The organism is Psychrobacter sp. TAE2020 (assembly GCF_018919485.1).
GTDB lineage: Bacteria > Pseudomonadota > Gammaproteobacteria > Pseudomonadales > Moraxellaceae > Psychrobacter.
The window spans coordinates 515100-540322 of record NZ_JAHLMU010000001.1 but is presented as its reverse complement, the minus strand read 5'-3'; the positions used below and the strand labels follow the sequence as shown (position 1 = coordinate 540322).

Below are 25223 nucleotides of genomic sequence, written 5' to 3'. Positions count from 1 at the left end.
TGCTAGCTGACAATACCACGCTGTCATCGATAAGTTTATCTAGCGGATTGCAATTTACTTTGTAAACTCTGCAAAGTTAGTTCGCGCTGACTATACTTCTAGTGAATATCTCACGTAGCTCAAAACTAGTATGTACTTGTGCGACTCCTTCAATGCGATTGAGTCTATGCAATAAAAACTCTTCATAATGGGCCATGTCGCGTACGCGTACTTTAATCAAATAGTCTTCGCTACGCCCAGTAACGATACTACAGCTAATCACTTCATCGAAGCTTTTTACCTTGCTTTCGAACTGCTCAAAGCGCTCTGCGGTATGACGATCCATACTAACAGAGATAAAAATAGCTAGGGGATAACCGAGCTTTTGCGCATCAGTCTGCAAGTGATAGCCGGTAATAATACCGCTGTCTTCTAAGCGCTTAACTCGTCTTGCACAAGGAGTAGCGGACAGGTTGACTTGTTCGGCAAGCTCAGTGATACTCATTCTTGCGTCAGTCTGTAATAAACGCAATAACTGCTTATCAGTCTCATCAATAATTATAGATAGTTGGCTGCTTTTATCATTACTTTGCATTACGAGACTTAATTTTAGCGGATTTAGCTAATTATAATGCTTAAGTCGATGTTTATCACTAATATGGTGCTATATTAAGTCAAATTAAGCAGTTTTTCACTTAATAAACTTTGCTATTATAATCGTATAAACTTTTATTATCTCGTATGATAGCCTCACTATTTAAATTACAACGGTAGTAAAACCTACGCAACTTGCTACCTTATCTAAGGATTGATTATGTCTCAACAAGCCCCACATCATGCTAAATCTACTTCTGCAAAGATCAGCCCAAAACATGCGGCTTTTGATTTTCAAAAATATCGTCCATTCGCTTTTACGCCTTCATTACCAGATCGCACTTGGCCGAGTAAAACCCTTGAAAAGTCGCCAATCTGGGCAAGCGTAGATCTGCGTGACGGTAACCAAGCTTTGATTGATCCGATGACTATCGAACAAAAAATGCGTTTCTTTAAGACATTAGTTGGTGTTGGTTTTAAAGAGATTGAAATTGGTTTTCCGTCGGCGGCGCAAGTGGAGTTTGATTTTGCTCGAAAGTTGATCGAAGAGAACCATGTTCCTGAAGATGTAACTTTGCAAGTATTAGTGCAAGCCCGTGAGCATTTGATCGCTCGCACTTTTGAATCCTTAGCTGGTGCTAAGCGTGCTATCGTCCATGTTTATAATTCCACTTGTCGTATCCAGCGTGAAAAAGTCTACGGCAAAGATAAGGCTGAGATTAAAGAAATTGCTATAGCAGGTGCTAATCTATTAGTACAATATGCGGCCAAATATCCTGAAACTGAGTGGGTATTTCAGTATTCGCCTGAGAGCTTTAGCCAAACCGAAACTGAGTATGCAGTAGAAGTTTGTGATGCGGTTTGTGAAGTTTGGAAACCTGAAACTGGTCAAGAGGTGATTTTGAACTTGCCAGCGACGGTTGAGGCTTCTATGCCTAACGTCTTCGCCGATCAAGTTGAATACTTCTGTCGCCACCTTGCCAAACGCGAGCACGTGACTATCAGTCTCCATACTCATAATGACCGTGGCTGTGCAGTAGCTGCCGCTGAGCTTGGTGTACTTGCTGGTGCTGATCGTATCGAGGGCACACTATTAGGTAATGGTGAGCGTACTGGTAATATGGATATCATGGTCATGGCTATGAACTTATTTAGCCAAGGCATAGATCCAGAGCTGGATTTCAGTGACATGAGTGAGATCGTGCAAGTGGTGAGCGAGTGTAATAACTTGCCAGTGCACCCACGCCATCCGTATGTTGGTGAGCTAGTATTTACCGCCTTTAGCGGCTCGCATCAGGACGCTATCAAGAAATCTCTTGATTATAATGAGCAGCATAAAGAGCAAACGGATAACGTTTGGGACGTCGCTTATCTACCAATAGATCCTGCACACATAGGTCGCAGCTATCAAGATGTAGTGCGTATTAACAGCCAATCAGGTAAAGGCGGCGTGGCTTATATTTTACAGCGCAATTACGGCTTTAACTTGCCACGCTGGATGCAAATCGACTTTAGTGGTGTCGTGCAAAAGCAAGCAGAAAGCACCGCGCGCGAGTTGCAAAATGATGAGATCTTGCAGACTTTCGAAAACACTTATTTGCAGCAAGGTGATTTTGATTTACTGGATTACAGCGTTAATAATAAAGCCGGTGAAGTGTTCTTTAACGGTCAAGTACAGATGAACAGTGAGACCATCACTATTGAAGGCACTGGTAATGGGCCTCTATCCTCATTTATTAATGGCTTAGCCCAGCACACTGGTAAGTCGTTACACATCATCAACTATGCAGAGCATGCGATTAATCCGCAGCATAGTGCCAGCAATGGTAATAGCATTGATGATGACAACAATAGCGATAACAAAACCAATGCTAATGCCGCAGCTTATATCCAGCTTAATGTAGATGGCGACGTCTACTCAGGTATCGGCACTTGTAGCAGCACAGTATCCGCTATGCTAAAAGGCGCCTTATCAGCCTTTGCACAAGCAACTAGCAAAGCGGCCGCTTAAAGTAAAATATTAACTTTTAGCTAGTGTTCTAGTTGCTTTCAACTAGCAATACAGTTAAAAGCGTCGTTAAAAGTATAGCCATTACTGTAGTTACGGTAATAGCTATAAATATAACGCTCTATCGCAAGCCTTAAACCCGCTTAAGATGGGGCGTTATTTTTTTGTCTTAAGCCAGCCAAGTTTATGTCTGTAGACTGATTTTGGCTAAGGTTGCTATACCTAGTAAAGGCAAGCTTAAAGCTGTAGTTTACCGCTAGTGGCTAATAGCATAATGTTACTTGTGTTTTTGTGGTGTAGGACTTACGCTATTAAGCGGATGATCTCTTAGTATAAATAAAAAGGTTAATTATGGAACCGCTCTCTTTTGCTTCTTTTACCTTAGCTGGTATCTTGTCAACTTTTCCAACTGCCGGTGAGCAAGTCAGCCAAGCAGTGATTACTACTCATATTAGTCCCGCAATTGCTGGGCAGTGGGAGATTGATCTAGAGAGGACGCAGGCGATGAGCGAGCGAGTAGCAAATATAGCAAAAGCTGCTGAGAAGCCAGAGCTGAGCGCTGGCAAAGCGCTTGGTAGCGAATCAACCAACGAGGTAGCCGAGGGGGTATTTGACCGCAGTGAGCGTCGTATCGTCAAACCTACGCCTGATGGCATGCTCATAAGTGATAACGCTAAGATCATAGCTAGCCAAAACATCAAAGCGGCTTCAGTACGCAATAATCAATGCCGCGAGTTATATAATTTCGGTGCAGACAATGAGATGTTAGCCGTTAGCGGTAAAGAGCTTACTTATGGCCGCTATCTAATTACCCATCGCGAAGAGGGCTTGCCTATTATCGCTATGAAAACTACCTATGATAATAATCAGCCCGACTGTTCGGGCAATCAAGTGGATCAAACTAACGATGCTTTGATAGCTTTTTTAAAGCATGATGGTAATAATATGCAGTGGTGTGCAGATTCTGAAGGTGAGGAATGTTTTATGGACTTTTATAGAGTACTGCCTTAAGTGTTCTAATAAACAGCTTAACTTGTATAACCAGAGTAATTTTTCATAGCAAAGTAATTTTTAAAAGCAAAGCATTTTCTATAAGTAAGTTAATATTAATGGCCATAATAAGGCTATGATTCCTTACAATAGTAAAGTTAAAATTTAGTAGTTCAAACAATATGCCAGACAATAAAAAACCGCTATCTACTAGAGATAGTGGTTTTTTTATTTAAAGCCTATTAATCAACAGTATCTACTTATGAATTTTCGACACTACCTAATCAACAGGTAATTAAGCCGTTTTTTTAGGTTCTTTTGGCTTCAATAGTTCTTTTTCTAAATAATGAATATTCTGCGCTCTTTCAACAAAATTTTCGTCAGATAAAATAACATCACGATGCAGAGGAACGTTGGTTTTGATCCCTTCGATGATTAACTCATCTAGAGCATGTAAGGTCTTGGCTATAGCTTGTTGACGAGTCTGACCATGGCAAATAAGCTTGCCAATCAACGAGTCATAATAGCTAGGAATCTCATAGCCTGGGTATAGATGAGAGTCAAAACGCACGCCGGCTCCGCTAGGGGCAAACAACTGAGTAACTGTACCTGGTGAAGGAGCAAAAGTAGTAGCATCTTCAGCATTGATACGACATTCAATAGCGTGGCCTTGAATCTCAATATCACTCTGGCGATAAGATAATCCATAACCCGCTGCAATTTTCAGCTGTTCAACGACTACATCAATACCTGTAATCATCTCAGTGATAGGATGCTCGACCTGAACCCGAGTATTCATTTCAATAAAGAAAAATTGATCATTCTCAAATAAGAATTCAAAAGTACCAGCACCGCGATATTTAACTAACTCACAAGCTTTGACACAAGCATCTAAGATAGGCTGACGTACATCATCAGGGATATCAGGAGCAGGGGCTTCTTCTAGTACTTTTTGATGGCGACGCTGTAGTGAACAATCACGATCATACAGATGGATAGCATTACCGTTACCATCCCCCAGCACTTGGATTTCGACGTGACGTGGGTTTTGTAGATAGCGTTCCATATAGACTGTGTCGTCACCGAACCAGAGCTCTGCTTCTTGCTTGGCGGCTTGTACTTGACTGACTACCTCGTCAAAACGTTCAACAACACGCATACCACGACCACCGCCGCCAGAGGCTGCTTTGATCAATAGTGGAAAACCGATGTTACGGGCTTGCTCTTCAGCATTATGTATAGTAACCGCACCCACTGAACCGGGTACGGTAGGCACGCCAGCTTTTTTCATGGCATTGATAGCTGAGACCTTATTGCCCATTAGGCGAATATGATCAGCATTAGGACCGACAAAGGTTAACCCTGCTTCCTCAACACGCTCAGCAAATTCAGCACTTTCGGCTAAAAAACCATAGCCGGGATGGACAGCATCCGCACCAGAGATTTCAGCAGCAGTCAAAATAGTACTGATATCGAGATAGCTCTGATTGGCATTAGGTTTACCAATACATATGGCTTCGTCAACGAAACGTAGATGCATTAGATTTTCGTCAGCAGTAGAGTAGACGCCTACAGTTTCGATACCAAGCGCTTTACAAGCGCGAACGATACGTAGGGCAATCTCACCTCGGTTGGCGATGAGCAGTTTTTTTATCATGGGGTCATCCTTGTCAAAGCGGAGTTGACTGATACGGTTGTCACTGGTTGCCAGTCACAGTGTACAGGGGCCATGAGACCCTAGCGTTTAACACAGCAACCTCGGTAACACCTTATCAATCATAAAGGTAGAGTCGGGCAGGTACTATTTGGCTTATCTATAGACTTAGGGTTAATAACTAGTATTAACCCAAGGCACTAAAGCTTAAGCTTTATAGCGTACAACGGGCTGACCAAACTGTACAACCTCAGAGTTATCCACTAAGATTTCATCGATGATACCGCTCTGAGTAGCTTCAAGTGGGTTCATGATTTTCATAGCTTCGATGATACCAATAGTGTCACCAGCTTTAACCTGCTGACCAACCTTTACAAACGGTGGATCATTAGGAGTAGGAGCTGAATAAAACACACCGACCATTGGCGAGTTTTCAACCTTACCCGCTTTAGCAGCAGGTTTTGTAGTAGCCGCTACTGGTGCTACACCAGCAGTAGGTGCAGCCATCATGGTTGGAGCAGGGGCCTCATAATGACGAGTTAAACTGATATGCTCATCGTCTGAACTAACTTCTAGATTGACTAGTTCGTTCTCTTCCATGAGCGCTATTAGGGTGCGTATTTTTTCAATATCCATAGTTTTTATAAGACCTTATACTGAGGTTAAAAAGATTATAAGAAAAAACAAAGGTGATTACTTAAAAAAGCGATTTAAAAAGGCTGCTAATTAACAACTTCGTCATCAAAAGAGCAATGGGCTCAATAGTGTAACAAGATATAGTTTAAGCAATTGCTCATGATACCTATATTCGTCTCAATGAGCAATCAATGTACAGTTGTTAACTGGGTTTTTTACATAATTTTAACGACCGCTTAACTATTGCTAGAATTTAGCTTAGTGTTGTAGCATTTTTAAAGCTCTAGATGTAGGCGTGTGTCAAAACACATCGCTCAGCTCCGTAACTTAAGACCATCAACATCTCTGCATTTATCATAGTCTAACTGACTGAGTAGCGCTAGCATTGATTAGCAGCTGTTTTACTGAGACTGATAGCCTAGTAAGAAATCTATTTTACAGTCACTGCTAAAAAAAGCCGCTGCACCCCATGGCACAACGACTTTTATTTACAATAGTTGACTATTTACAACTTCAGGACTCTATGATTGCCATAGATGTCGATAAGGGTCATCTGCGCTCTAAGCCCATTGGCTTTGTAAGCGTTTTTGTTGATAGCGTAAACGTAGCGTCAGTAGAATTGAAGATAAAAATAGACCAGTAATTAGTGCCATCCAAAAGCCTTGCGCCCCTATATTAGTATAGCGTACTAAATAAATACCTAATGGCAACGCCACTATCCAATAGCAAAACAGCGTCACCCACATAGGGACAGTAGTGTCTTGCATGCCACGTAGGATGCCGGCGATATTAACCTGCCAGCCATCAAACAACTGATAAGCTAGGGCAAAGATTAATAGGTGCATCGCTTGCGCCCGTACTTGTGGGTTGTCAGTGAAGGCAGCTGCTAAATAAGGTCTAAATAACCAAATTCCTAGCATACAAGTGAGAGCGATAAGGATAGTCCAGATAAGCCCGGTAGTTTGGACATGGCGTAGCGCCAGCAGGTTCTTCCCACCGAAGCGATTAGAGACCATGATAGTTAGGGCCATAGCTACGGAAATAGGTATCATAAACAGCTGACCGGTCACCGATAGCGCCACTTGGTGCGAGGCAGTAGCTATCTCCCCTAAGGGACTGATAATGATTGCTCCTAAGCTAAAAAGACTAGCTTCAAAGAAGATAGAAATACCAATAGGTATCCCTAACTTAAGTAGCTTAGTGATCTGCACACGATTAGGCGCCGTAAAGTTTTGAAAGAACCGGGTTTTGGCAAATTGCTGACGTTTAGTAAAGGCAGTATAAGCGGCTAATAGTAATACGGTTATCCATAACACAATAGCCGTGGCAATCCCGCAACCAGCGCCGCCCATCTCAGGCATGCCATAAAGTCCATGAATAAAAATATAGTTGAGTGGGATATCTGCTAATAAGCCAATTATACTGATAACGGTCACTGGCTCCGGACGACCAAGCGCCTCGCAGTAGCTGCGTAGCACGGCATACACTGCCATAGCAGGGAAACCAAAGGACACGCCATGTAAGTATTGTGCGGCTATAGGTTGGATGTTTTCTGGGACGCCCATAAGCGCCAGTACATTGGGCATGAGATTGACAATAATAAAACCAACAATACCGATTACTGCCGCTGTCCATAAGGATTGCTGGGTAATGTGCGGGACTTGATGTTGGTTGTTTTGGCCTATTGCCTCGCCAATAAGTGGGGTCGTGGCAATCAAAATTCCGGTTGCTAGGAGAAATAGCGGCAGCCAAATACCTGAGCCGACAGCGACTGCAGCCAAATCAAGGGCAGAGACTTGTCCAGCCATGATAGCGTCGACGACACCAAGTGCGGCTTGGCAAAACTGGGTAACTAAGATAGGTAGCGCTAGTACGCCTAAGCGTAAGCTATAGCTCTTAAAATCGGTAAAGGATATCGGCAAAGCCATGGTTAGCAACTTTTCATTATTTACGATGGTTATAGATGGTTAATATTAAGGTTTGACCTTAAAAGTCGAGTACAGTCACTGCTGGCACGCTATAACAGTGAGTATAATAGAAACAGTATCAGTAATTTTATAGCATTAACTACCAAGTACCAAAACTGCTAGTCACTAAAATAAAAATAACCCGTCAATTCAAAGAGTGAATTGACAGGTCGAAAGCTAACAGATCATCAAAATGATAACTAGGCACGATGGTAAACAAGCTACGCTATGATGTCAACGTTTTCAACAAAGCTTTGCAAAGTGAGCCTGCTTGCTTATCTTTTAAGCTACCTGCAAAAGTGGTTTATAGTCTCAATTCCTGAGTCATTAAGGTATTTAATATCAAAAAACTCTAAATTATCTAGACTGCCACTAACTTTACCAACAATATAGTAGTCTACTTTAATAGCAGAGTTAACACCTATCGAGTGGTTAATAAGTTTGCCTGCACTCTGAGCTATTGCCAATCAGGACTTGATAAAGTGACTATAATTATTATTAAGTTATACCTTAATAGTAAAATAATTAAATGATAATGAGTCTATCGTTAGAACTTTTTTGTTTATTCACTAATAGTATTATCACTGAATATTAACTGTGGACGTATCAAGGTCGCGCCTGATCTGTTTCAGACATAAATTGCCGCAATTTTGTGACCATGATTTTTGGCATGCTGCTCTTTGGTTGACGCTCATAAATAAGCTCCAATAAACATAAACGCTTAAAATAGTCTGTTATAAGTAGTTCCACTATAGGAGTCTATTTTAAGTGGTTGATTAACTCAAGTAACGATCTTATTTGTCGGTACTACTGGGGTATACCTTAACAACTCGAGATATGCATGCCAACACTCTAAAAACGCAGTTCCTAAATAAAGAATTACCTAAACAGCAAGACTGTATAATAAAAAAGGTCTCGCTCCTGTATTTATAGTAGCGAGACCTTTTAATTAGATAGCATTGATATCAATACTTATATTTTACGGTTGACGCTATATATCTGACCGTTTGCCATGCTTAAGCTCATGACACCATAGTCCGCTTTAGCCTGCCAGTCATAGCTCACCTTAGGGTCAGTACTATTAACATAACGTGCGCCAGAAGCAGACACTGCTTGATTTAAGGTGATTTTTTTATTGTTTATACCAACTTTAGGCAAAGTCACGTTTAGGTTGGCAACTTGACCATTAGCTGAATAGGCCGCCATAACTTGACCATTATCTTGACAAGACATAGTAGTCGTTTGAGCAGTGCTAGTCATAGGTGCGTTAGTAGCACAAGCAGCTAGTAATAACATAACAGGGGCCGTAGCGAGTAGTTTTTTCATAACAATCCTCATGGATAAATATTCGGTTAGAAGTCAAATAATTAAAGAAAGTTATGATATCGAAAACTAAAATTGTCGTTGTTAAATTTTGCTGTAAATGGTTATATTTAAGCTATATCTAGCACTTGCCATTGCTTATTATCTTGATGAAAGTACCACGTCATTATTATAGGCGGGAGCAGGCTTAGCCAAATACTATAAGTGATCGATAGCCCTTGCGCTACTACGGTATGGCTCAGAAAAATAATACAGGTGGCAAAAATAAGAGCGGTCATATTGTGACTTGATTTTCGGCACATCAAGGTTCGAAGTAAGGTTAGGGTCACTAAAAAGCCAAATAGCATTATCATCAATAATCCCATAGCATAAGGCTGGGTGACCGTACGATTCAGAGTATCTGCCCAAGCATCGGTCACTAAATTAAGCGCGCTGCCTAACGCTGCAAGCGTAGCGAAAAAAAAGTGCCCATAGCCAAATAAGAATAAATCATAACGACGACGCTCATTGTCCAAAATAGTACCAAACGGGATCGTAAAATAGAGCCACCATAAGGCAAAAACCAATGCCACAAGGCTTGAACCTAATAATATAATAGCGCTAGCAGCAGAATCGGAGTTGACTAAAAAGGTTCGAATGCTGTTACTGACCCCTAGCACGCCTTCGCCTAAAACAATAATGGTCAACAGACCATAACGTTCCGCCATGTGATGAGGATGCCAATTGATGTTCTGTGAGGCACGCGCCCATATTGGCATCAATAATTCAGCGGCTATAAATAAAAATAACGCAGGCGTTTGTATCGAAGCAGGTAGAAACAACCAAAGTATCCAAACACTTTGTAGCGTTAGTAAGCCAATAATACTGCGACCAGCCACCCGTTTGTGACCTTCTACTTGTCGATAGACACGCGCCACCACTGGCTACAGCTGGCCAATCGCATGATCGCGTAACCAGTGACTCCTGTCCATGTTAGTCCTTGCTCAAAAAACTGATTGATGTTGGCTGCGATCATTAATGAGCCAAACATTTGCATCATCACGGAAAGACGATAATACCAATCATCAGGATCATACCCTGAGGCAAACCAAGTAAAGCTTGTCCAAGCATTCCATAAAATAAAGAAAGCTATGATAAAAGTCAAAAACCCTAAAAAGTCATGCTCAAGCAAGCGCTGGTAAAGGCCGCTTGCTGCTGCTGAAACAGCAATCACATAAACTAAATCAAACAATAACTCTAGCGTAGTTGAGGGTCGATTGGGTTCATTGGGATCGCGGGCGCTTATTGTATTAATGGCAGGTATAGTAATCATTTAAGCTTGTCTATTAAGTGTCGAGCCGTAAATGCTTATCAAAACTTATCCCAGTACGGATTATCACCAAAACGTTCAGCGATAAAATCAATCAAATAACGACAACGCTGCGATAAAAAGCGATTTTTAGGATAGACCGCATAAGCGTTTAAAGTGGGTAATTGATATTGCTGCAGGATCGGCACAAGCTCACCACTGGTTAAGGCTTTATAAGTAATAAAAGTTGGCAGAAAAGCAATACCATGACCTTTGACTGCCATTTCACGCAAAAAGTCCCCATTATTGGCTTTTATTTTACCGTTTACGGCTACTTGATGCTTCTTACCTTGCTCATCTATCAGTTCTATCGTGCTAGATTTGCTCATACCATATTGTACAAACTCATGTTCTGTCAGATCGTCAAAAGTCTTTGGCGTACCCATTCTCTCTAAATATTCGGGACTGGCGCATAATACATAATGAATCAGTGCTAGACGTTTGGCTTGATAACTGGAATCTTGCAACTCTCTAATACGAATCGCTAACTCAAATCCCTCCTCAATCAAATCAGTATGTCGATCAGAAAAATCCAGTTCAAAATTTAACTCAGGATGCTGATTGGCGTATTCATCAATAACATCGTTTAAATGCATCAGACCAAAGGACAACGGTGCAGTCATCTTTAATGTTCCTTCGATACGCGTCGGAGTACCACTTGTCTCTTCATTCAGCGCATCCACTTCACTGAGTATATGGTTCACCTTTTGATAATACTGCTCACCGGCTTGGGTTAAGTTTGATTGACGCGTGGTTCGGCTAATCAATTGACTACCCAAGCGCGTCTCTAACTCCTTTAAACGACGGCTTACCGCAGATTTTGCGATATTCAGTTGCTCGGCAGCCTTGGTAATACTGCCTGCTTCGACAATACGCACAAACATTGCCATATCTTCTAATTGTCCCATGTAAACCACCTCTTGATTGTTCTTTAAATAAGAACTTATATTTGTAATCATCACGGTTTATCTAGTTATAAGCAACGAATACAATAGTACCGTCGCATAATCAAATAAAAGCTTAAAAAAACATTCTATTACTGGAGAAAACCCATGGACAAACTGCAAGCGTTAAGTGCGCCAATTGGACGCCTTTTTTTATCAATGATTTTTATCTTTTCAGGCTTTACTAAAATTACTAGCTACGCGGCCACTCAAGGTTATATGGAATCAATGGGTGTGCCTGGGATGCTGTTACCTTTGGTTATCGCGGTTGAACTTTTCGGCGGCCTTGCTATTCTCTTTGGTTTCAAAGCGCGTTTCGTTGCTATTTTACTGGTTGGATTCAATATTATATCAGCGCTGCTTTTCCATCAATTCTGGATAGATGAATCACAGATGAACCCTTTCATGAAAAACATTGCGATGGCGGGTGGTTTCTTGATGATATTTGCTCATGGAGCAGGTGCTTATTCAATTGATAACAGTAATCATCGCAGAATATAGTAGAGTAAATGGCTTATAAAATATCGTTTTATCATCATAATCAAGGAGCCGCTATGAGCGCAGCCATAAACATCGCCTTAATTATTGGCAGCTTGCGAAAAGAATCTATCAATCGTAAATTTGCAGAATATATGGTGTCGCAGATGCCTGAAAGCGTGACTATAAAAGAAGTCTATATCGCAGATTTACCCCTTTACAATCAGGATTATGATGATACAGCTATCGATAGCTATGAGCGTGTGCGTCAGCAGCTGACAGGCGCTGATGCCGTATTAATTGTCACACCAGAGCATAACCGCACTATGCCTGCCGCCTTGAAAAATGTCGTAGATATTGCCTCACGTCCTTATAAAGAAAGCGTGTGGACCCATAAAAAACTTGCGGTAGTGACGGCCTCGTCAGGCAGTTTTGGCGGTATTAATAGTGGCCTTGATGTCAGAAAAAGTATGCAAATGCTCTCGGCAAAAATGATGATTGATCCTGAAATTCATTTAAGTCGTGCAACTGACAGCTTAAATGACGATGGTAGTGTTAGCCCGCGCACACAGAAATTCTTACAGCGCTTTGTGACTGATTTCGTGGATTTTGCAGGAAATACCAGTGCCTAAAGCTGTCGCTGATAACAACACTCTAGATCGTAAGACACCAAGCTTTTGGCAACGCTATCAAGCGCCTATACTATTAACGATAGTTGGTGGGGCGATTGATACCATTGGCTTTATCACTTTATTTGGCTTTTTTACCGCTCATGTCACGGGTAACTTAGTACTGGCTGGTAGCGGTTTGGTTAAAGGTGAAGATGGCTTGTGGATCAAGCTGGCATCGGTGCCACTTTTTATAATAACGGTAGTTATTACCAAAATATATATTGATAAAAGTCAGAGGCAAACGTTAGTACTTAGTCATTTGTTCTTGGCAGAAGCGCTATTTTTGAGCGCATTTATGATAGCAGGATTGTCCTTTCAACCTTTCACTAAAGCAGGCGATATAACCGTCGCCATCACTGGTGGCTTAGGTTTAACCGCACTTGCTATTCGTAATACGGCTAGTAAAACAGTCATCAAACATATGAGTCCTACGGTATTAATGACGGGTAATACGACTCAACTGGGTATTGGTCTGTCAGATTATATTGCCAACCGTAGCGCTGATAATGCCAAAAAATTGGGGCATAGCGCGGCATTGGTTATCAGCTTTGTGATTGGCGCGCTACTCGGTGCGGTGCTGTACGTGAATCTCAGTTATTGGGCAGTCGGTTTGTTTGTCATTCCTGTGTTGTACTTATCACTACTAGCACGTAATTCAGAGTTCTTACAGCATATTAGTTAATAAAAGTTCTACCGTTACTGAGTAATGCCATTAATCGTAAAAAGCCATGATGATTTATCATGGCTTTTTTTATGCATATTGTCTTAGGCTTTCGCACCATGAAACACCGAATCGGCTTGGTATTCTGGATGCTTATCAATGTAAGACTTCACATAAGGACAAGTTGGCTTTACGCGCAGTTTTCTAGCGGCTGCACAATCTAAGATAACCTTAACTAAGTAGCCTGCAATACCGCGACCACTAAGCGCTTCTGGTAATAAAGTGTGCTTATATTCAATACCCTTCTCACCTTATGAGGTGGTAAAAAACTCATAGTCTTCAAAGGCAATTTGATCATCAATATGAATCTCAAAGCGATTTTGGCTTTTATTGTCGATCACATCGTAATGCGTTGTATGCTGATTTGACATTGTTATTCTCTCTTTGTAATTAATATTTTTGCACCTGTCTATTGGTACTAATGGGTGACGCGAATTATGGCGTGACTATTATATTAGGTTAATTCCAAGCATCTATTGTTCTATAAATAAGAATAGTCATTTGCAACAATCATTGTTTATCTATATGTAGTCAACAATTATAATAGACCCATAGCTTAAATAAGCAACCAATTATAAAGGATAACTTATGAAAACACTTTATCATGCCGCCGACTCTCGTGGCAACGCTGATCACGGTTGGCTTAAAAGCCGTCATACTTTTAGCTTCGCCAACTATCTTAATCCAGAGCGTATGGGCTTTGGTGCGCTACGAGTCATTAACGATGATTTTGTAATTGGTGGTCAAGGCTTTGGTCAGCACTCACATCGCGATATGGAGATTATCAGTATTCCCCTATCTGGCAAGCTTGGTCATGGCGATAATATCGGTCACGAAGGTATTATCGAAACTGGTGAGATTCAGGTCATGTCAGCGGGCACAGGTATTACTCATAGTGAGATGAATGGTGATGCCAACGAGCCAGTCAAGTTCCTACAAATCTGGGTGATACCTAACAAAATGGGTGTGACACCGCGTTATCAGCAAGTGCGTATGGATGAGCACATGAAAGCTAATGAGTTCAACCAAGTGCTATCGCCAAACGCAGACGACGCTGGGGTTTGGATTCATCAGAACGCTTGGTTCCATATGGGTAATTTCGACAAAGGCGTTACCGAAACTTATGACCTGAAAGATGCTAATAATGGTGTCTACGTGTTAGTACTAGAAGGTAGTGTCACGATTAACGGTAACACTTTAGCTACTCGCGATGGTTTAGGCGTTTGGGATACTAAAAGCTTCATAATGGATGCTACTGAGGACTCTAGAGTATTGTTAATGGAAGTACCGATGCAGTAAAGATAGGGCCTAAGGCTAGATGCTGGGTTAAAAACCCAGCCTACTTTAAACAATTAATAATCGATAACAAGAGGTAGATAATGAGTATTCAAACCCTAGAGCCAAGGCTTGCTGATGTTGGCGGTATTCTGATTGCGCGCCTGCTCCCTAATAAAGGCAAAGAACCTATCGGTGCTTGGTGCTTTTTAGATCATGCAGGCCCCGCTGAGTTTGGTGAGCAAGAGCCAGGATTACAGGTAGGTCGTCATCCACATACTAACTTGCAGACCTTTACCTGGATGTTAGAAGGCGAAGTATTGCACAAAGATAGCTTAGGTAATGAGAAAGTGATTACTAAAAACGAAGTCAATCTAATGACGGCTGGAACAGGTCTGACCCAAGGTATTAGTCATACTGAGCAGAGCGTCTTTCCAGAAAACGGTGGCTCAGATGAGGCAGCACGTGCTCTACATGCCGTGCAATTATGGATTGCACTACCGACTGATCAGCAGATTGAACGCAGCTTTCATCATTATCCTGAGCTGCCAACGTGGACCGAAAATGACGTCAAATTGACTTTGACTACGGGTAGCTATACTAATACGGCAAGAGAGACTTATACCGCGCCAACCCTGCAATACTCAAAGCTAGTCGGTATCGATGTTGATTTTATACAAGACAGTGAGGTGACCCTTAACTTGTATAAAGGCTTTGAGCACGGCATATTAGTCGTCGTCGGTGAGGTTGCGCTTAAAGACAAAACCTATCAGCAAGATGAGCTCATTCGCTTTGATGAGGCTGATATTACCGATAAGCGTAACGTGAAAATTAGCGCTAAAAAAGGCACACGCGTCATGTTTTTAGGCGGTGAGCCTTTAGATCAAAAAGTACTGCTATGGTGGAACTTCGTCGCTGATAGTAAGGAAGAGATCGAGCAATCAATTATCGATTGGAACAACGGTCATGAGCGCTTTGGTGAAGTGGACTCAGATATGAAACGCTTACCAGCGCCTGAATTACCTCAAGGCTTTAAAGGTTAAAGTCTAAGGGTTAATACTTTTATCATTTAATAAATTTTAATTTAAACCTAACGGAGAAAACTATGTCAAATTTAAAAGACTTACAACAACTAGCCGAAAAGCGTCGTTCTATCTATGCACTAAGCGATCAGCTACCCGTTTCTAATGATGAAGTGGTTAAGCTGGTTGAGCATGCAGTCTTGCACACGCCATCCGCTTTTAACTCACAGTCCGCGCGTATCGTGGTGTTATTCGGTGAAGATCATAAAAAATTATGGGACATCACTGAAGAGACACTTAAGGTTATCGTCGGTGATGACGAGAAGTTCCAAGGTACTAAAGATAAAATCGTAGGCTTTAGAGCGGGTGCGGGGACAGTATTGTTCTTCGAGGACAAAGGCGTCGTGAGAAACATGCAAGAAGCAGCACCTCTATATGCGGATAAGTTCCCAATTTGGGCACATCAGACCAGTGCTATGCATCAATATGTGATTTGGACAGCATTAGCGAGCTTAGATATCGGCGCTAACTTGCAGCATTATAATCCAGTCATCGATCAGAGAGTTGCTGATGCATGGAATATCGCTGATGATTGGGAGTTGAACGCTCAAATGGTATTCGGTTCTATTGATCAGCCAGCAGGCGAAAAAGCGTTTCAGCCTGTAGAAGAGCGTATGAAAGTATTTGGCTAATATATTAGCTTTGAATACAATATAACCAATGAAGCTGCTATGAATATATCTGAGCGGTTTTATTGGTTTTTTTATATTTATAGACTGGAGTAATACAATGGATGTTTTTGATGCCCAAGCGCTGCAAAAAAAGTATGAGCGTTGGCACGAGCTAAATGAACAGATGCAAGATGCTCAGGAAAAATGGCTAGAAGCCAGTACATTATTATCTGAGCTTCAAACTTACTATCAGAGTGAGCAGTGGAGAGACGATCATGAAAACAAGGTGATGGTTGAGTGTACAGATAATAGGTATTCCATCACTAGTGAAGACGCTCTTTGGAGTGCGTTAACCGATCATCAAGAACAGGCAATTCGTTGGATGAGGCTAGGACTCAATGTTATAGACCGTTGATTTTAAACCTTGTTTTTCAAAGCAATATATATTAACCGTCTCTTCTATACTGAAAATAGTGTAATAGGAGTTAAAAACAAGAAGCTTATGTTTTCTAAGGTTTTCTATTGCTTCAATATTGAGTGTTCTATTTAAGCGGTAATCAGACTCAAGCACATATAAGTAAGATGACTGCTCGCAAACCCATCTCCAAAAAGTTCATTATTTCCATAAAATACTATTCCCATAACAGCGCTTATGGTAAATAAAAATAATGATCCAAAAGCTCACTAAATTTACACCACAAATTACACTGTGGCTATCTCAGCGAGTTAAAACATTGATACTATTCGCCTATAGTCAAAGGTTCAAGCCCTCACTAAGGAACCGAACCAGTAAGAAAATCTGATTGATTCTTATAGCTATATCTTATTCATAGTCCTCTAACAACTCTAAGCTTTCAGCCATATCCATTATCGCTTGCCAGTGCTTAGGTTCAAGGGGAATAACCGTCAATTGCTGACAGCCTTTTCTAAGTAATAAAGAATCTTCAAGAGCCGGTATGAATTTAATAGCAGATAAGGGTAAGGTTTCTATCAAGGCCTGCTCAAAAGTAACCTCCACCATATACCAGCGTGGCTGTTCTTCGGTCGCTATAGGGTCATAATGGCGATGTTCAGGATGGAACTGACTGGGATCAGGGTAGCCCGCCTTACTGATAGTCATGATTCCAGCGACACCAGAGGGTTTGGCGCTTGAATGATAAAAAATCACTTGATCACCGACTTTCATATCATCACGCATAAAATTTCGGGCACGATAGTTACGTACGCCGTCCCAAGTATCAGTCCCCATGCGGCGCAGGTCGTCAATACCAAAAAACTTAGGATTAGATTTCATTAACCAATACGCCATGCTTGATGTCCTTTTTTCACTGTTGTTAGAATATTATCAATATCTGCCAACCATTTTGCCTATAAGTGTAGACGGTTAGTATTAGCGTTTGTTACTGGTTATGTTATCAATATAGCCTATTTCAGCTCTTATCTTTATCACTCATTGTTTTTTTAGCAGACAACCACTATTAATCAAATATCATCAAAGCTTTGCTTTTATTGGTTTAGCCGTTACTCTAGCCAGCCACATCTACTGCTCAATGCAGTCTTGCAACTATAAGTTTATCCTATGTCAATATCTCAACCTGATACTAATAACAATATTCATAAAGCTGAGGCTAAGCAAGATAATGCAAGCTTGCCTATTATAAAAGCGTTAGATATTCCGCTAGCGCTGTACATTCATATTCCATGGTGCGTAAAAAAGTGCCCTTATTGTGACTTTAATTCACATGAGTTACCAGTGGATAGTGAGCAGGCGCTGGATGAGAGATATGATGAGTATGTAGATGCGCTACTGCTAGATGCAAAACTGCAGCAGCCCTTGACTCAAGGACGTCAGGTCAGCTCAATATTTATTGGTGGGGGCACGCCGTCGTTATTGCCTATTTTGCAATATCAGCGCCTATTTGCTGGATTACGTCAGATCTTTGACTTTGCTGATGATATCGAAATTACTATGGAAGCTAATCCCGGAACCTTAGAGCACGCGCCGTTTGCTGAATATCTAAAGGTAGGAATTAATCGATTGTCCATAGGAGTACAAAGCTTCTCTGCGGAGAAGCTAGTAACGCTTGGGCGTATCCATGATCCTATGCAAGCTGTAACGGCCATTAAAGCTGCACGCGAAGCTGGCTTTACCCGAGTCAATGTAGACTTGATGCATGGCTTACCGCAGCAAACCCTCGTTGAGGCGCTACATGACATCCAAACCGCCCATGATACGGGTGCCACGCATATCTCATGGTATCAGCTAACTATCGAGCCTAATACAGTATTTTATCGAAGTCAGCCCATCTTGCCCGATGAGGATGACTTGGCAGATATTGAGCAGGCAGGCAATGCGCTACTACAAAGTTTAGGCTATAGCAATTATGAAGTATCGGCATGGGCGGGGAGGTTAGATCAGCCTTGTCGTCATAATGTGAATTACTGGCAATTTGGTGATTACTTGGCGATTGGAGCGGGGGCGCACGGCAAAGTGACGGTTAGTGATGATCAGTCAAAACGCTTAGCAAATATACTATCAGGCTCGATATTAAAGGGTGCATCATCGCTACAGCCCGATATTTATCGCTTTAGTAAATCACGACTACCGAAAGATTATGTTGCTTATCAACACTTATCAGACCTGACTGTAGATAGCTCTTTTATAGCGGATACAAGCAAGAAAAGTGCGCCTAAAATGGTTGACTGGCATACGATTGCTAGTGACGAATTAGTTAGTGAGTTTATGCTCAATGCCTTACGCTTGCATACTGGGGTAAGTTGGCAATTATTTACTCAGCGCACTGGCTTGGCTTATAGAAACATTGCAGCGAAAGTAGATAAGCTGGTGAACCAAGGCTTGTTGGTCGCTAGTACAGATAGACTGCAACCGACTAAGCTGGGTCAGCGCTATCTCAATCAAATCCTGCGAGAGTTTCTGTGATTACCAAATCACATAGTGGGGCCTAAGCCGTATCTTTAAGCAAAAAAAGGCTTACCAAATGGTAAGCCTTTTATAACTTCTAAGTAGCAGTAGCTTAGATTTTTTTCTGTACTTCTTTAGCAGTACCAGTTACGGCATCGCCAGCGCTTGATACGTCTTGGCCAAAACCTTTGAATGTGTTACAACCAGTCAATACAAACATAGCAGCTAAAGATGCGATAATTACTTTTTTCATAATATTTTCCTCAAAATGGATGGATAGTGCAGGTAAAACAAATGACGCTAAGCGCTTTGCTTGAGCATTATTTATCAAATATTGAATAGGTAGTTCTATGAAGAGATTAAATATCAATCTTAACATATGCTTGCTATCCGACACAGACATCATAATAAAAGTTAAAAAATATGCAAAGTATCAAAGTGTAATTATTACTAATAAACTGTAACTTTTGATTACCGTGATCAGCTTTAAATCGCTATCTCTGTAAATTTCTATAGACAGTTACTGAGCTTGCAACATCATAAAATATATTTTTGCATTATACTACAGCTGTCAATTTTTGGTCTTTTTTTAATTTATGGAAACTCTATGACCATTCATATCGTGCTAGTAGCACCAAAGATGCCTAGCAATACTGGTAACATCATTCGATTATGTGCTAATAGTGGTGCGCAACTACATTTAGTGCAGCCGCTAGGTTTTGAGCTAGATGACAAAAAGTTGCGTCGAGCAGGGCTTGATTATCATGAATATGCTCAGTTGCAAGTTCATGATAATTGGGCAGCCGCTAAGCAGGCTCTAATCGCTTCTGACTGTCACATTATTACTGCCTTGACTACTAAACTTAGCAAGCCCTTCTACGATTATAGCTTTACTGAACAGGCTGATGCTGCTCAAGCTAATGTTAGCAATGTCGCTTTAGTATTTGGCTCTGAAACAGCTGGGTTAGTTGATGAGATACGAGAAGACATTGGTGTTAATAATTGGCTAAGACTACCAATGCTGCCTGATTCGCGCAGCTTAAATCTGTCTAACAGCGTAGCAATATGTCTCTATGAAGTATGGCGACAGCAGGGCTTCAATGGTGACAACGGTCGCAGCACTGGTTATGATACTTTGACTGTCTATGATGCCAAATAGCGAGTTTAACTGAGCTGGCTTAAAAAAAGCCAGTTCAACGATGAGTTAACTACGCTGAGAGCTGAATCTAGAGAAGCTGAAAAAGTATATATAAAATGCTGCTAACTACTAACTATTAATTACTAACTATAAACAGTTTGGTGGTTTAGGTAGACCAGCTAAGCGATTGACATGACGCGCCACCAATCCAGTGTTAAATAGCTGCTGTAGCTTTTGGTTACTGATGTCGTGCTCAGGTAAGGTCTGCTGTAGCCATTTGATCAGTGGACGAGTAGCAGGAGCATGATTGAATTTATCAAAAAATTTGCGAACTTGCTGTAAAACGGCTAAATGCTCGCCACTTAGCTCAACCTCTAAAGTATCGGCGAGTTGCTGGGCGATAGCTGCTGTCCAAATATTATGATTACAGAGATGGCCGTCTTCGTCCAATACTAAGGGGGTGGCGTTACTAAGCTCAGCATCACTTTTATTACAGTCCCTATTATACGCGCTACAAGCCGTGCCAGTTACCTCAGCATTTAAGGTTTTATCGGTCATAAGGCAATAGTCACTACTTTATCGAACGGCTGACTGTCAGCATAATCACCTAGAGTCAAAGCCACCCATTCACTATCGGTCAATATAGCGGTGAGCTTGCTATCAAGATTGAGTCGAACTGCGGTATCACTACTAAGTTGCGCCACATCATCAGCTAAGGCATAGATGGCTTTGATATCTACTATATCGGCATCATCGAGATAAGCGGTTAACCATGCAACAAAAGCCACTGTTGAACCGAGCAAGATAATACTGTCACCGTCCTGCCAAGTAAGAGCCATCTCACTAGTACAGCTTCTTAGGGTATCCATCGTGCTATGTAATTGATATAGAGTTGCCATGCAAGTGTCCGTTTTTACAAAATAGAGAGGCTAAAAGCGCTTGGGATAAGGTTTGCAATAACCCCTAAAAGGTTAATATTTGCTCGAAGTCTTGGCTATTAACTACTTCAGGAATGAGCGTTAACTGGCTAGCTAAGTCGATAGGCACCATACCTGTCAGCCAACCGCTAAAGACATCATTAGGTAGCCAAGCTGCTGGCATGTCATATAATTCTAGCGATTGAATCATGCCGTGCAAGCGTGATTTAGGCTGCATCAATAAGCCAAACACTGGCGCATCTAAATAAAGCTGCACTTGATGACCAAAAGTCGCTAAGGTTAAGGCCAGTGCGCAGCCCTCATAGCTTGCCATCTCAGTCGGAGTACGCAGCTGAATCAGTAACTTCATTATTTATCCTTACTTAGGCTTTGATGTGGCTTGCCATTGTTATGGTTATTGCTTGATTGCCATTTTTGCTAAAACTGTATTAGACGGCAGTCACTTTGCATCATCATAGCCAGATCACTTAAGCCGACTAAGTCAAAACCTTGAGCGACATTATTACCCTGTAATTGATGACGGGCGCTATTATCGCTATCACTAACACCACGACTAAGGGCAGTGCTGACACAGACAGCTAAGGGTAACTTATAGCGCTGCGCAAGTGCTTGCCACTGTTGGGTTAGATTGGCTTGATCGGCAGATTGCCAACGTAGGCGATTGGCTATATGGGCGGCATCCGCATAAAAGAAAAGCTTTAAGGGTGTACAAGCGACCTCACTGCTGTCAGAGATCTGAGTTTGATTACTAGTATTTACTTCAGCCGCTTGTTCAACGAAAGCACGAGCGTAGCGCAATGCTAGCTCAGCGAGTGGATGGCTAGGATCTTTGGTAATTAACAATAGCGGAGTAACAGTAGTCATAAGCGTAGCATCACAAGTTGTCGGGTTTTATGGTTGTTCATTGTTATTAATAGTCACTGAAGAATATTATTAAGTCATTTTTAACGTTATTGAGTCTATTATGACAAAGATAGATGCCCAAGCAAAGCGCAGTGTCGCCTCATAGAGTGATGTGGTTATTTTATTGGGTATCGACTGGAGCATTAGTGTCGACATCAGCAACTTTCACCATTTGCTTGCCGATATTCTCACCTTCGAATAAGCCAATAAAGGCTGAAGGTATATTTTCAAAACCTTTTATCAGGTTTTCTCTGTAGGTCATTTTACCTTCATTATACCATTGACTAAGCTGCTGTTTAGCAGCATCGAATTCATCGGCAAAATCATAAACCACAAAGCCTTCCATACGAGCGCTTTTTTTGATCAAATGATGCATAGGGCGTGGGCCTTGTGGTACTTCACCGTGGTTATAATCAGCGATTTGCCCACAGATAGCGATGCGGGCATGCTCATTAATATTAGCGAATACAGCATCGAATAGCTCACCACCGACATTATCAAAGAACACATCGACACCATCCGGACAGGCTTGTTTGATAGCCGCTTGCATATCAGTAGTTTGATGATAATCAATAGCTTTATCTACGCCTAAGTCATCTTGTAGATAGTCTATCTTTTTAGCAGAGCCAGCAATGCCGATAACTCTACAGCCTTTAATGCGTGCAATCTGTACGGCGATACTGCCTACTGAGCCTGCGGCACCAGATACTACTACGGTTTCACCTTGTTTAATCTGGCCAATTTTTAGCATACCGAAATAAGCCGCTAAGCCTGGTATGCCAAGCATGCTTACTGCGGTTGAAATCGGTGCGATATCCGGATCTACTTTTTCAAGAGTATCTACAGCAAAGCTCTGATACTTTTTCCAAGCTAAGCGACCATGAACGATATCGCCTTTCTTAAAATCTTCACTAGCACTATCGATGACTTGTGCCACACTTCTACTAGTAATAGCCTTATCAATCGGAAATTTGTTACCCGCATTATCGCTATCGCCTTTATCCATGAAGCCGCGCATACCCGGATCAACGGATACATAGATACTTTTTAGCAGTACCTCGCCAGCTTGGCAGTCAGGCATATCGATATCTTCAAGTCTAAAAGTCTGTTGATTCACTTGATCTTTAGGATGCTGAGCCAAGACGATCTGTTTATTTTGTTGTGAATTATTCATTTTAATATCCTTTGTTTTATGTTTTATGTTTTATGTTTTTCTAAAGCTTTACTATGATGGGCAATTGTTCAATAATTATTTATTAACTAAACATCGCCTATAATAAAAACTGTTGGTTTTGATGAGCTTTTAATATTAGCTAGCATTTATTAGAGCAGGTTGCTAAGAGCTATTAAGAGCAGCTAGCCTATTTAAGGCTTTATTAAAGCTCGCATCTAAAGTATGGCTCTACCTTGATAATAAACCGCTTCACGTTTGGGTAGACGGGCGACCGCTTCCGCTGAACAAGAGGCTTTGACTAATATAAAATTAGCATCGGCACCTACATAAGGCCAAACTTGCTGGCCTTGATCATCTAAGGGTAAAGTTTGCTTATTATTAGTAGCCATCTGTAAGGCACGATTTAGACAATATTCGTCAGTCCAACCATAAAGTTGCGCGCATAAATTGGCCTTTTGTAGCATGTCACCTAAGCCAAAGGGCGAAAAATTATCCATCAAGTTATCGGTACCGGTTAGCACTTTAACGTGATGTTTCAATAAAGTAGGAATAGGTAGCGCATTTTGACCTATAGGCACACTAGTGACAATACCGATACCATATTCTGCGAACTCAGCGGCTAGATGCTCAAGCTCTAGTGGCGGTAGCATTGCCAGAGCATAAGCATGAGTGATAAAGGTTTTACCTTGTAGAGCTTTGTTTTCTTTAACCCGTTTTATCATGTGCTCCATGACCGCTTTGCCAGAGGGTAAGTCTTCATGCAGATGTATATCAACGCCTTTGTCATAATCTAAGGCGATATCGAACATGATATCTAAAGACTTTTTCGCATCGTCATCTACAATCGTCGGATCAAGACCACCGATAAAGTCGATGTCCATCTGGGCCGCTTCTCGTAATAAGCTCTCAGATTTTGAATAGAGAATACCGTGCTGCGGAAAAGCCACAATTTCCCAGTTAAAACTGTCTTTATAATGGTCTAAGGCTAATAGCAAGTGCTCTAAGCTTTTGAGACCGCTGACTGGGTCTACATTGCAATGACAGCGTGCAAAAGTAGAGCCGTGACTTTGCATTAGTTGGATAGCGAGCTCAGCTCTGTGTTGCGAGTTAGGTAATAACTTAGGAATTAGTTTTTCTTCCAAGCTAATCATATCTTTGATACTGCCAGTCCACGGCGCTGCTTGCCAAGCACCACCATAATATGTTTTATCGATATGGATGTGCATATCTTGAAAAGTAGGTAGCATCAACAAACCGTTAGCATCAACGTTGTCTGAATAGTTCTGTAAATCGTCATTCGAATTACTAGGTAAGCTGGCAGAGCTTATGGCTGGTTTTTTAGTTATCTGTTGAATAGTGCCGTTGGTGACTATAATATCAAAAATAGCCGTTTGGGTAGCGATGACTTGTTGCTGGTCATCATAAATAAAGCCGGTTTCTAAGCGGACATTACTTAGCAAAAAATCATTATTGGTTATAGAGTTAAGCCTAGTAGGCGACATAGAATACTCACTTAGAATCATGGCATGGATTATTTTAAGATAGCGTTGCAAAATATTTAACCAAGTTACGGCTAAGTATTTTTATGGACCCTCAGACAACGGCTAGATCGGTCATGCTCAGGGTATTTATGCTACCATAAAGCTGGTTCAATCCAAGAGTGTCAACGTTGTTAAAAGTAATTTTATGCTAAGCACTGTTGCTGTAGATGTCTTTATAATTTTCTAGGAATAATTTTAGGTCATTATAGGCTTAGACACTTACCACTACGATTAGTAGGTTTTGTTCAGTTAACATAATGCTTGCTGCGGTCACTAATATTTAAATAAAAATTAGTGCCACTACTGGTCAAAGCTCAGCTTTAACT

General features: G+C 41.3%; 28 protein-coding genes. 11 read left to right on the top strand and 17 right to left on the bottom strand.

The genetic code is table 11. The features are described 5' to 3' along the window. Nucleotides 1–76 precede the first annotated feature (76 nt). Nucleotides 77–574 carry an Lrp/AsnC family transcriptional regulator gene (locus tag KPY62_RS02125; protein ID WP_216580618.1) on the bottom strand — a complete coding sequence of 166 codons (498 nt, stop codon included), beginning with the start codon at nucleotides 572–574 and terminating at the stop codon, nucleotides 77–79. A gap of 219 nt (nucleotides 575–793) precedes the next feature. On the opposite strand from KPY62_RS02125, the gene leuA reads away from it, so the two are divergent. Together leuA and KPY62_RS02115 are read left to right on the top strand one after the other, a co-directional pair. Next, the gene (leuA, locus tag KPY62_RS02120; RefSeq protein WP_216580617.1) at nucleotides 794–2584 is read left to right on the top strand and encodes a 2-isopropylmalate synthase; all 1791 of its coding nucleotides are present in this window, start codon (nucleotides 794–796) and stop codon (nucleotides 2582–2584) included. 348 nt (nucleotides 2585–2932) lie between these two features. Then, nucleotides 2933–3592 carry a hypothetical protein gene (locus KPY62_RS02115; RefSeq protein ID WP_216580616.1) on the top strand — a complete coding sequence of 220 codons (660 nt, stop codon included), beginning with the start codon at nucleotides 2933–2935 and terminating at the stop codon, nucleotides 3590–3592. A 274-nt stretch (nucleotides 3593–3866) separates the two neighbouring features. Here the strand turns inward: KPY62_RS02115 and accC are convergent, their stop codons facing one another. From accC to KPY62_RS02085, 7 genes are all read right to left on the bottom strand, one after another. Then, entirely contained in the window at nucleotides 3867–5228 is a 1362-nt protein-coding gene (gene accC / locus KPY62_RS02110) for an acetyl-CoA carboxylase biotin carboxylase subunit (protein WP_216580615.1), read from the bottom strand. A 204-nt stretch (nucleotides 5229–5432) separates the two neighbouring features. Next, nucleotides 5433–5861 (bottom strand): acetyl-CoA carboxylase biotin carboxyl carrier protein, encoded by a 429-nt coding sequence (gene accB, locus KPY62_RS02105; protein WP_216580614.1) that lies wholly within the window; start codon nucleotides 5859–5861, stop codon nucleotides 5433–5435. A gap of 560 nt (nucleotides 5862–6421) precedes the next feature. Further along, a complete protein-coding gene (locus tag KPY62_RS02100; RefSeq protein WP_216580613.1) occupies nucleotides 6422–7789 on the bottom strand; it encodes an MATE family efflux transporter in 1368 nt (455 codons plus the stop codon). 1011 nt (nucleotides 7790–8800) lie between these two features. Beyond that, entirely contained in the window at nucleotides 8801–9154 is a 354-nt protein-coding gene (locus tag KPY62_RS02095; protein ID WP_216580612.1) for an MliC family protein, read from the bottom strand. Nucleotides 9155–9261: 107 nt separating this feature from the next. After that, entirely contained in the window at nucleotides 9262–10068 is an 807-nt protein-coding gene (locus KPY62_RS13870) for a low temperature requirement protein A (RefSeq protein WP_324033727.1), read from the bottom strand. Continuing rightward, nucleotides 10044–10463 (bottom strand): low temperature requirement protein A, encoded by a 420-nt coding sequence (locus KPY62_RS13865; protein ID WP_267459605.1) that lies wholly within the window; start codon nucleotides 10461–10463, stop codon nucleotides 10044–10046. Before KPY62_RS13865 ends, KPY62_RS13870 begins: the two co-directional genes overlap by 25 nt. Before the next feature lie 38 nt (nucleotides 10464–10501). Then, a complete protein-coding gene (locus tag KPY62_RS02085) occupies nucleotides 10502–11407 on the bottom strand; it encodes a LysR family transcriptional regulator (RefSeq protein WP_216580611.1) in 906 nt (301 codons plus the stop codon). Between the two features lie 144 nt (nucleotides 11408–11551). Here KPY62_RS02085 and KPY62_RS02080 point away from each other — a divergent pair, with 144 nt between their 5' ends. The 3 genes from KPY62_RS02080 to KPY62_RS02070 are packed head-to-tail and all read left to right on the top strand — an operon-like array spanning nucleotide 11552 to nucleotide 13273. Further along, a complete protein-coding gene (locus tag KPY62_RS02080; RefSeq protein WP_216580610.1) occupies nucleotides 11552–11944 on the top strand; it encodes a DoxX family protein in 393 nt (130 codons plus the stop codon). 53 nt (nucleotides 11945–11997) lie between these two features. Beyond that, nucleotides 11998–12552 (top strand): NADPH-dependent FMN reductase, encoded by a 555-nt coding sequence (locus KPY62_RS02075; protein ID WP_216580609.1) that lies wholly within the window; start codon nucleotides 11998–12000, stop codon nucleotides 12550–12552. Next, entirely contained in the window at nucleotides 12545–13273 is a 729-nt protein-coding gene (locus KPY62_RS02070; RefSeq protein WP_216580608.1) for a YoaK family protein, read from the top strand. Before KPY62_RS02075 ends, KPY62_RS02070 begins: the two co-directional genes overlap by 8 nt. A gap of 83 nt (nucleotides 13274–13356) precedes the next feature. Here KPY62_RS02070 and KPY62_RS13645 read toward each other — a convergent pair whose 3' ends face one another. Continuing rightward, nucleotides 13357–13551 carry a GNAT family N-acetyltransferase gene (locus KPY62_RS13645; protein ID WP_324033931.1) on the bottom strand — a complete coding sequence of 65 codons (195 nt, stop codon included), beginning with the start codon at nucleotides 13549–13551 and terminating at the stop codon, nucleotides 13357–13359. 349 nt (nucleotides 13552–13900) lie between these two features. Here KPY62_RS13645 and KPY62_RS02060 point away from each other — a divergent pair, with 349 nt between their 5' ends. The 4 genes from KPY62_RS02060 (at nucleotide 13901) to KPY62_RS02045 (ending at nucleotide 16695) form a co-directional block, all read left to right on the top strand. Continuing rightward, nucleotides 13901–14611: a pirin family protein gene (locus KPY62_RS02060; protein ID WP_216580607.1), complete on the top strand. Its 711-nt coding sequence runs from the start codon at nucleotides 13901–13903 to the stop codon at nucleotides 14609–14611. An 80-nt stretch (nucleotides 14612–14691) separates the two neighbouring features. After that, the gene (locus KPY62_RS02055; RefSeq protein ID WP_216580606.1) at nucleotides 14692–15630 is read left to right on the top strand and encodes a pirin family protein; all 939 of its coding nucleotides are present in this window, start codon (nucleotides 14692–14694) and stop codon (nucleotides 15628–15630) included. Between the two features lie 62 nt (nucleotides 15631–15692). Beyond that, nucleotides 15693–16301: a nitroreductase family protein gene (locus tag KPY62_RS02050; protein ID WP_216580605.1), complete on the top strand. Its 609-nt coding sequence runs from the start codon at nucleotides 15693–15695 to the stop codon at nucleotides 16299–16301. A gap of 97 nt (nucleotides 16302–16398) precedes the next feature. Further along, a complete protein-coding gene (locus KPY62_RS02045) occupies nucleotides 16399–16695 on the top strand; it encodes a DUF4298 domain-containing protein (RefSeq protein ID WP_216580604.1) in 297 nt (98 codons plus the stop codon). A gap of 408 nt (nucleotides 16696–17103) precedes the next feature. Here the strand turns inward: KPY62_RS02045 and KPY62_RS02040 are convergent, their stop codons facing one another. Continuing rightward, nucleotides 17104–17589 carry an EVE domain-containing protein gene (locus KPY62_RS02040; RefSeq protein WP_216580603.1) on the bottom strand — a complete coding sequence of 162 codons (486 nt, stop codon included), beginning with the start codon at nucleotides 17587–17589 and terminating at the stop codon, nucleotides 17104–17106. A 339-nt stretch (nucleotides 17590–17928) separates the two neighbouring features. Between KPY62_RS02040 and hemW the strand changes: the two genes are divergently transcribed. Continuing rightward, nucleotides 17929–19221 (top strand): radical SAM family heme chaperone HemW, encoded by a 1293-nt coding sequence (gene hemW, locus KPY62_RS02035; protein WP_416384048.1) that lies wholly within the window; start codon nucleotides 17929–17931, stop codon nucleotides 19219–19221. Nucleotides 19222–19315: 94 nt separating this feature from the next. Here hemW and KPY62_RS02030 read toward each other — a convergent pair whose 3' ends face one another. After that, entirely contained in the window at nucleotides 19316–19456 is a 141-nt protein-coding gene (locus KPY62_RS02030; protein WP_216580601.1) for an entericidin A/B family lipoprotein, read from the bottom strand. A gap of 354 nt (nucleotides 19457–19810) precedes the next feature. Between KPY62_RS02030 and KPY62_RS02025 the strand changes: the two genes are divergently transcribed. Next, nucleotides 19811–20362: a tRNA (cytidine(34)-2'-O)-methyltransferase gene (locus KPY62_RS02025; protein WP_216580600.1), complete on the top strand. Its 552-nt coding sequence runs from the start codon at nucleotides 19811–19813 to the stop codon at nucleotides 20360–20362. Between the two features lie 126 nt (nucleotides 20363–20488). Here the strand turns inward: KPY62_RS02025 and KPY62_RS02020 are convergent, their stop codons facing one another. The 6 genes from KPY62_RS02020 to KPY62_RS01995 form a co-directional block, all read right to left on the bottom strand. Further along, the gene (locus KPY62_RS02020; protein ID WP_228730713.1) at nucleotides 20489–20791 is read right to left on the bottom strand and encodes a TusE/DsrC/DsvC family sulfur relay protein; all 303 of its coding nucleotides are present in this window, start codon (nucleotides 20789–20791) and stop codon (nucleotides 20489–20491) included. A gap of 104 nt (nucleotides 20792–20895) precedes the next feature. Continuing rightward, entirely contained in the window at nucleotides 20896–21240 is a 345-nt protein-coding gene (locus KPY62_RS02015) for a hypothetical protein (protein ID WP_216580598.1), read from the bottom strand. Between the two features lie 64 nt (nucleotides 21241–21304). Next, nucleotides 21305–21628 carry a hypothetical protein gene (locus KPY62_RS02010; RefSeq protein WP_216580597.1) on the bottom strand — a complete coding sequence of 108 codons (324 nt, stop codon included), beginning with the start codon at nucleotides 21626–21628 and terminating at the stop codon, nucleotides 21305–21307. Between the two features lie 68 nt (nucleotides 21629–21696). Next, on the bottom strand, nucleotides 21697–22143 hold the full coding sequence (gene tusD, locus KPY62_RS02005) for a sulfurtransferase complex subunit TusD (RefSeq protein WP_216580596.1): 447 nt from the start codon (nucleotides 22141–22143) through the stop codon (nucleotides 21697–21699). Nucleotides 22144–22303: 160 nt separating this feature from the next. Continuing rightward, the gene (locus tag KPY62_RS02000) at nucleotides 22304–23356 is read right to left on the bottom strand and encodes an NADP-dependent oxidoreductase (RefSeq protein ID WP_216580595.1); all 1053 of its coding nucleotides are present in this window, start codon (nucleotides 23354–23356) and stop codon (nucleotides 22304–22306) included. Nucleotides 23357–23571: 215 nt separating this feature from the next. Next, entirely contained in the window at nucleotides 23572–24858 is a 1287-nt protein-coding gene (locus tag KPY62_RS01995; RefSeq protein WP_216580594.1) for an amidohydrolase, read from the bottom strand. Between the last annotated feature and the right edge of the window lie 365 nt (nucleotides 24859–25223).

What these genes read in the sequence shown, in the direction of transcription:
- KPY62_RS02040 (WP_216580603.1), bottom strand. Translation starts at nt 17,589, where the DNA reads ATGGCGTATTGGTTAATGAAATCTAATCCTAAGTTTTTTGGTATTGAC.
- KPY62_RS02010 (WP_216580597.1), bottom strand. Translation starts at nt 21,628, where the DNA reads ATGAAGTTACTGATTCAGCTGCGTACTCCGACTGAGATGGCAAGCTAT.
- KPY62_RS02095 (WP_216580612.1), bottom strand. Translation starts at nt 9,154, where the DNA reads ATGAAAAAACTACTCGCTACGGCCCCTGTTATGTTATTACTAGCTGCT.
- leuA (WP_216580617.1), top strand. Translation starts at nt 794, where the DNA reads ATGTCTCAACAAGCCCCACATCATGCTAAATCTACTTCTGCAAAGATC.
- KPY62_RS02080 (WP_216580610.1), top strand. Translation starts at nt 11,552, where the DNA reads ATGGACAAACTGCAAGCGTTAAGTGCGCCAATTGGACGCCTTTTTTTA.
- KPY62_RS02025 (WP_216580600.1), top strand. Translation starts at nt 19,811, where the DNA reads ATGACCATTCATATCGTGCTAGTAGCACCAAAGATGCCTAGCAATACT.
- KPY62_RS02060 (WP_216580607.1), top strand. Translation starts at nt 13,901, where the DNA reads ATGAAAACACTTTATCATGCCGCCGACTCTCGTGGCAACGCTGATCAC.
- KPY62_RS02015 (WP_216580598.1), bottom strand. Translation starts at nt 21,240, where the DNA reads ATGGCAACTCTATATCAATTACATAGCACGATGGATACCCTAAGAAGC.
- KPY62_RS13865 (WP_267459605.1), bottom strand. Translation starts at nt 10,463, where the DNA reads ATGATTACTATACCTGCCATTAATACAATAAGCGCCCGCGATCCCAAT.
- KPY62_RS02125 (WP_216580618.1), bottom strand. Translation starts at nt 574, where the DNA reads ATGCAAAGTAATGATAAAAGCAGCCAACTATCTATAATTATTGATGAG.
- tusD (WP_216580596.1), bottom strand. Translation starts at nt 22,143, where the DNA reads ATGACTACTGTTACTCCGCTATTGTTAATTACCAAAGATCCTAGCCAT.
- KPY62_RS02100 (WP_216580613.1), bottom strand. Translation starts at nt 7,789, where the DNA reads ATGGCTTTGCCGATATCCTTTACCGATTTTAAGAGCTATAGCTTACGC.
- KPY62_RS02030 (WP_216580601.1), bottom strand. Translation starts at nt 19,456, where the DNA reads ATGAAAAAAGTAATTATCGCATCTTTAGCTGCTATGTTTGTATTGACT.
- accC (WP_216580615.1), bottom strand. Translation starts at nt 5,228, where the DNA reads ATGATAAAAAAACTGCTCATCGCCAACCGAGGTGAGATTGCCCTACGT.
- KPY62_RS02045 (WP_216580604.1), top strand. Translation starts at nt 16,399, where the DNA reads ATGGATGTTTTTGATGCCCAAGCGCTGCAAAAAAAGTATGAGCGTTGG.
- KPY62_RS02115 (WP_216580616.1), top strand. Translation starts at nt 2,933, where the DNA reads ATGGAACCGCTCTCTTTTGCTTCTTTTACCTTAGCTGGTATCTTGTCA.
- KPY62_RS02075 (WP_216580609.1), top strand. Translation starts at nt 11,998, where the DNA reads ATGAGCGCAGCCATAAACATCGCCTTAATTATTGGCAGCTTGCGAAAA.
- KPY62_RS02055 (WP_216580606.1), top strand. Translation starts at nt 14,692, where the DNA reads ATGAGTATTCAAACCCTAGAGCCAAGGCTTGCTGATGTTGGCGGTATT.
- KPY62_RS02050 (WP_216580605.1), top strand. Translation starts at nt 15,693, where the DNA reads ATGTCAAATTTAAAAGACTTACAACAACTAGCCGAAAAGCGTCGTTCT.
- KPY62_RS02000 (WP_216580595.1), bottom strand. Translation starts at nt 23,356, where the DNA reads ATGAATAATTCACAACAAAATAAACAGATCGTCTTGGCTCAGCATCCT.
- KPY62_RS01995 (WP_216580594.1), bottom strand. Translation starts at nt 24,858, where the DNA reads ATGTCGCCTACTAGGCTTAACTCTATAACCAATAATGATTTTTTGCTA.
- KPY62_RS02085 (WP_216580611.1), bottom strand. Translation starts at nt 11,407, where the DNA reads ATGGGACAATTAGAAGATATGGCAATGTTTGTGCGTATTGTCGAAGCA.
- accB (WP_216580614.1), bottom strand. Translation starts at nt 5,861, where the DNA reads ATGGATATTGAAAAAATACGCACCCTAATAGCGCTCATGGAAGAGAAC.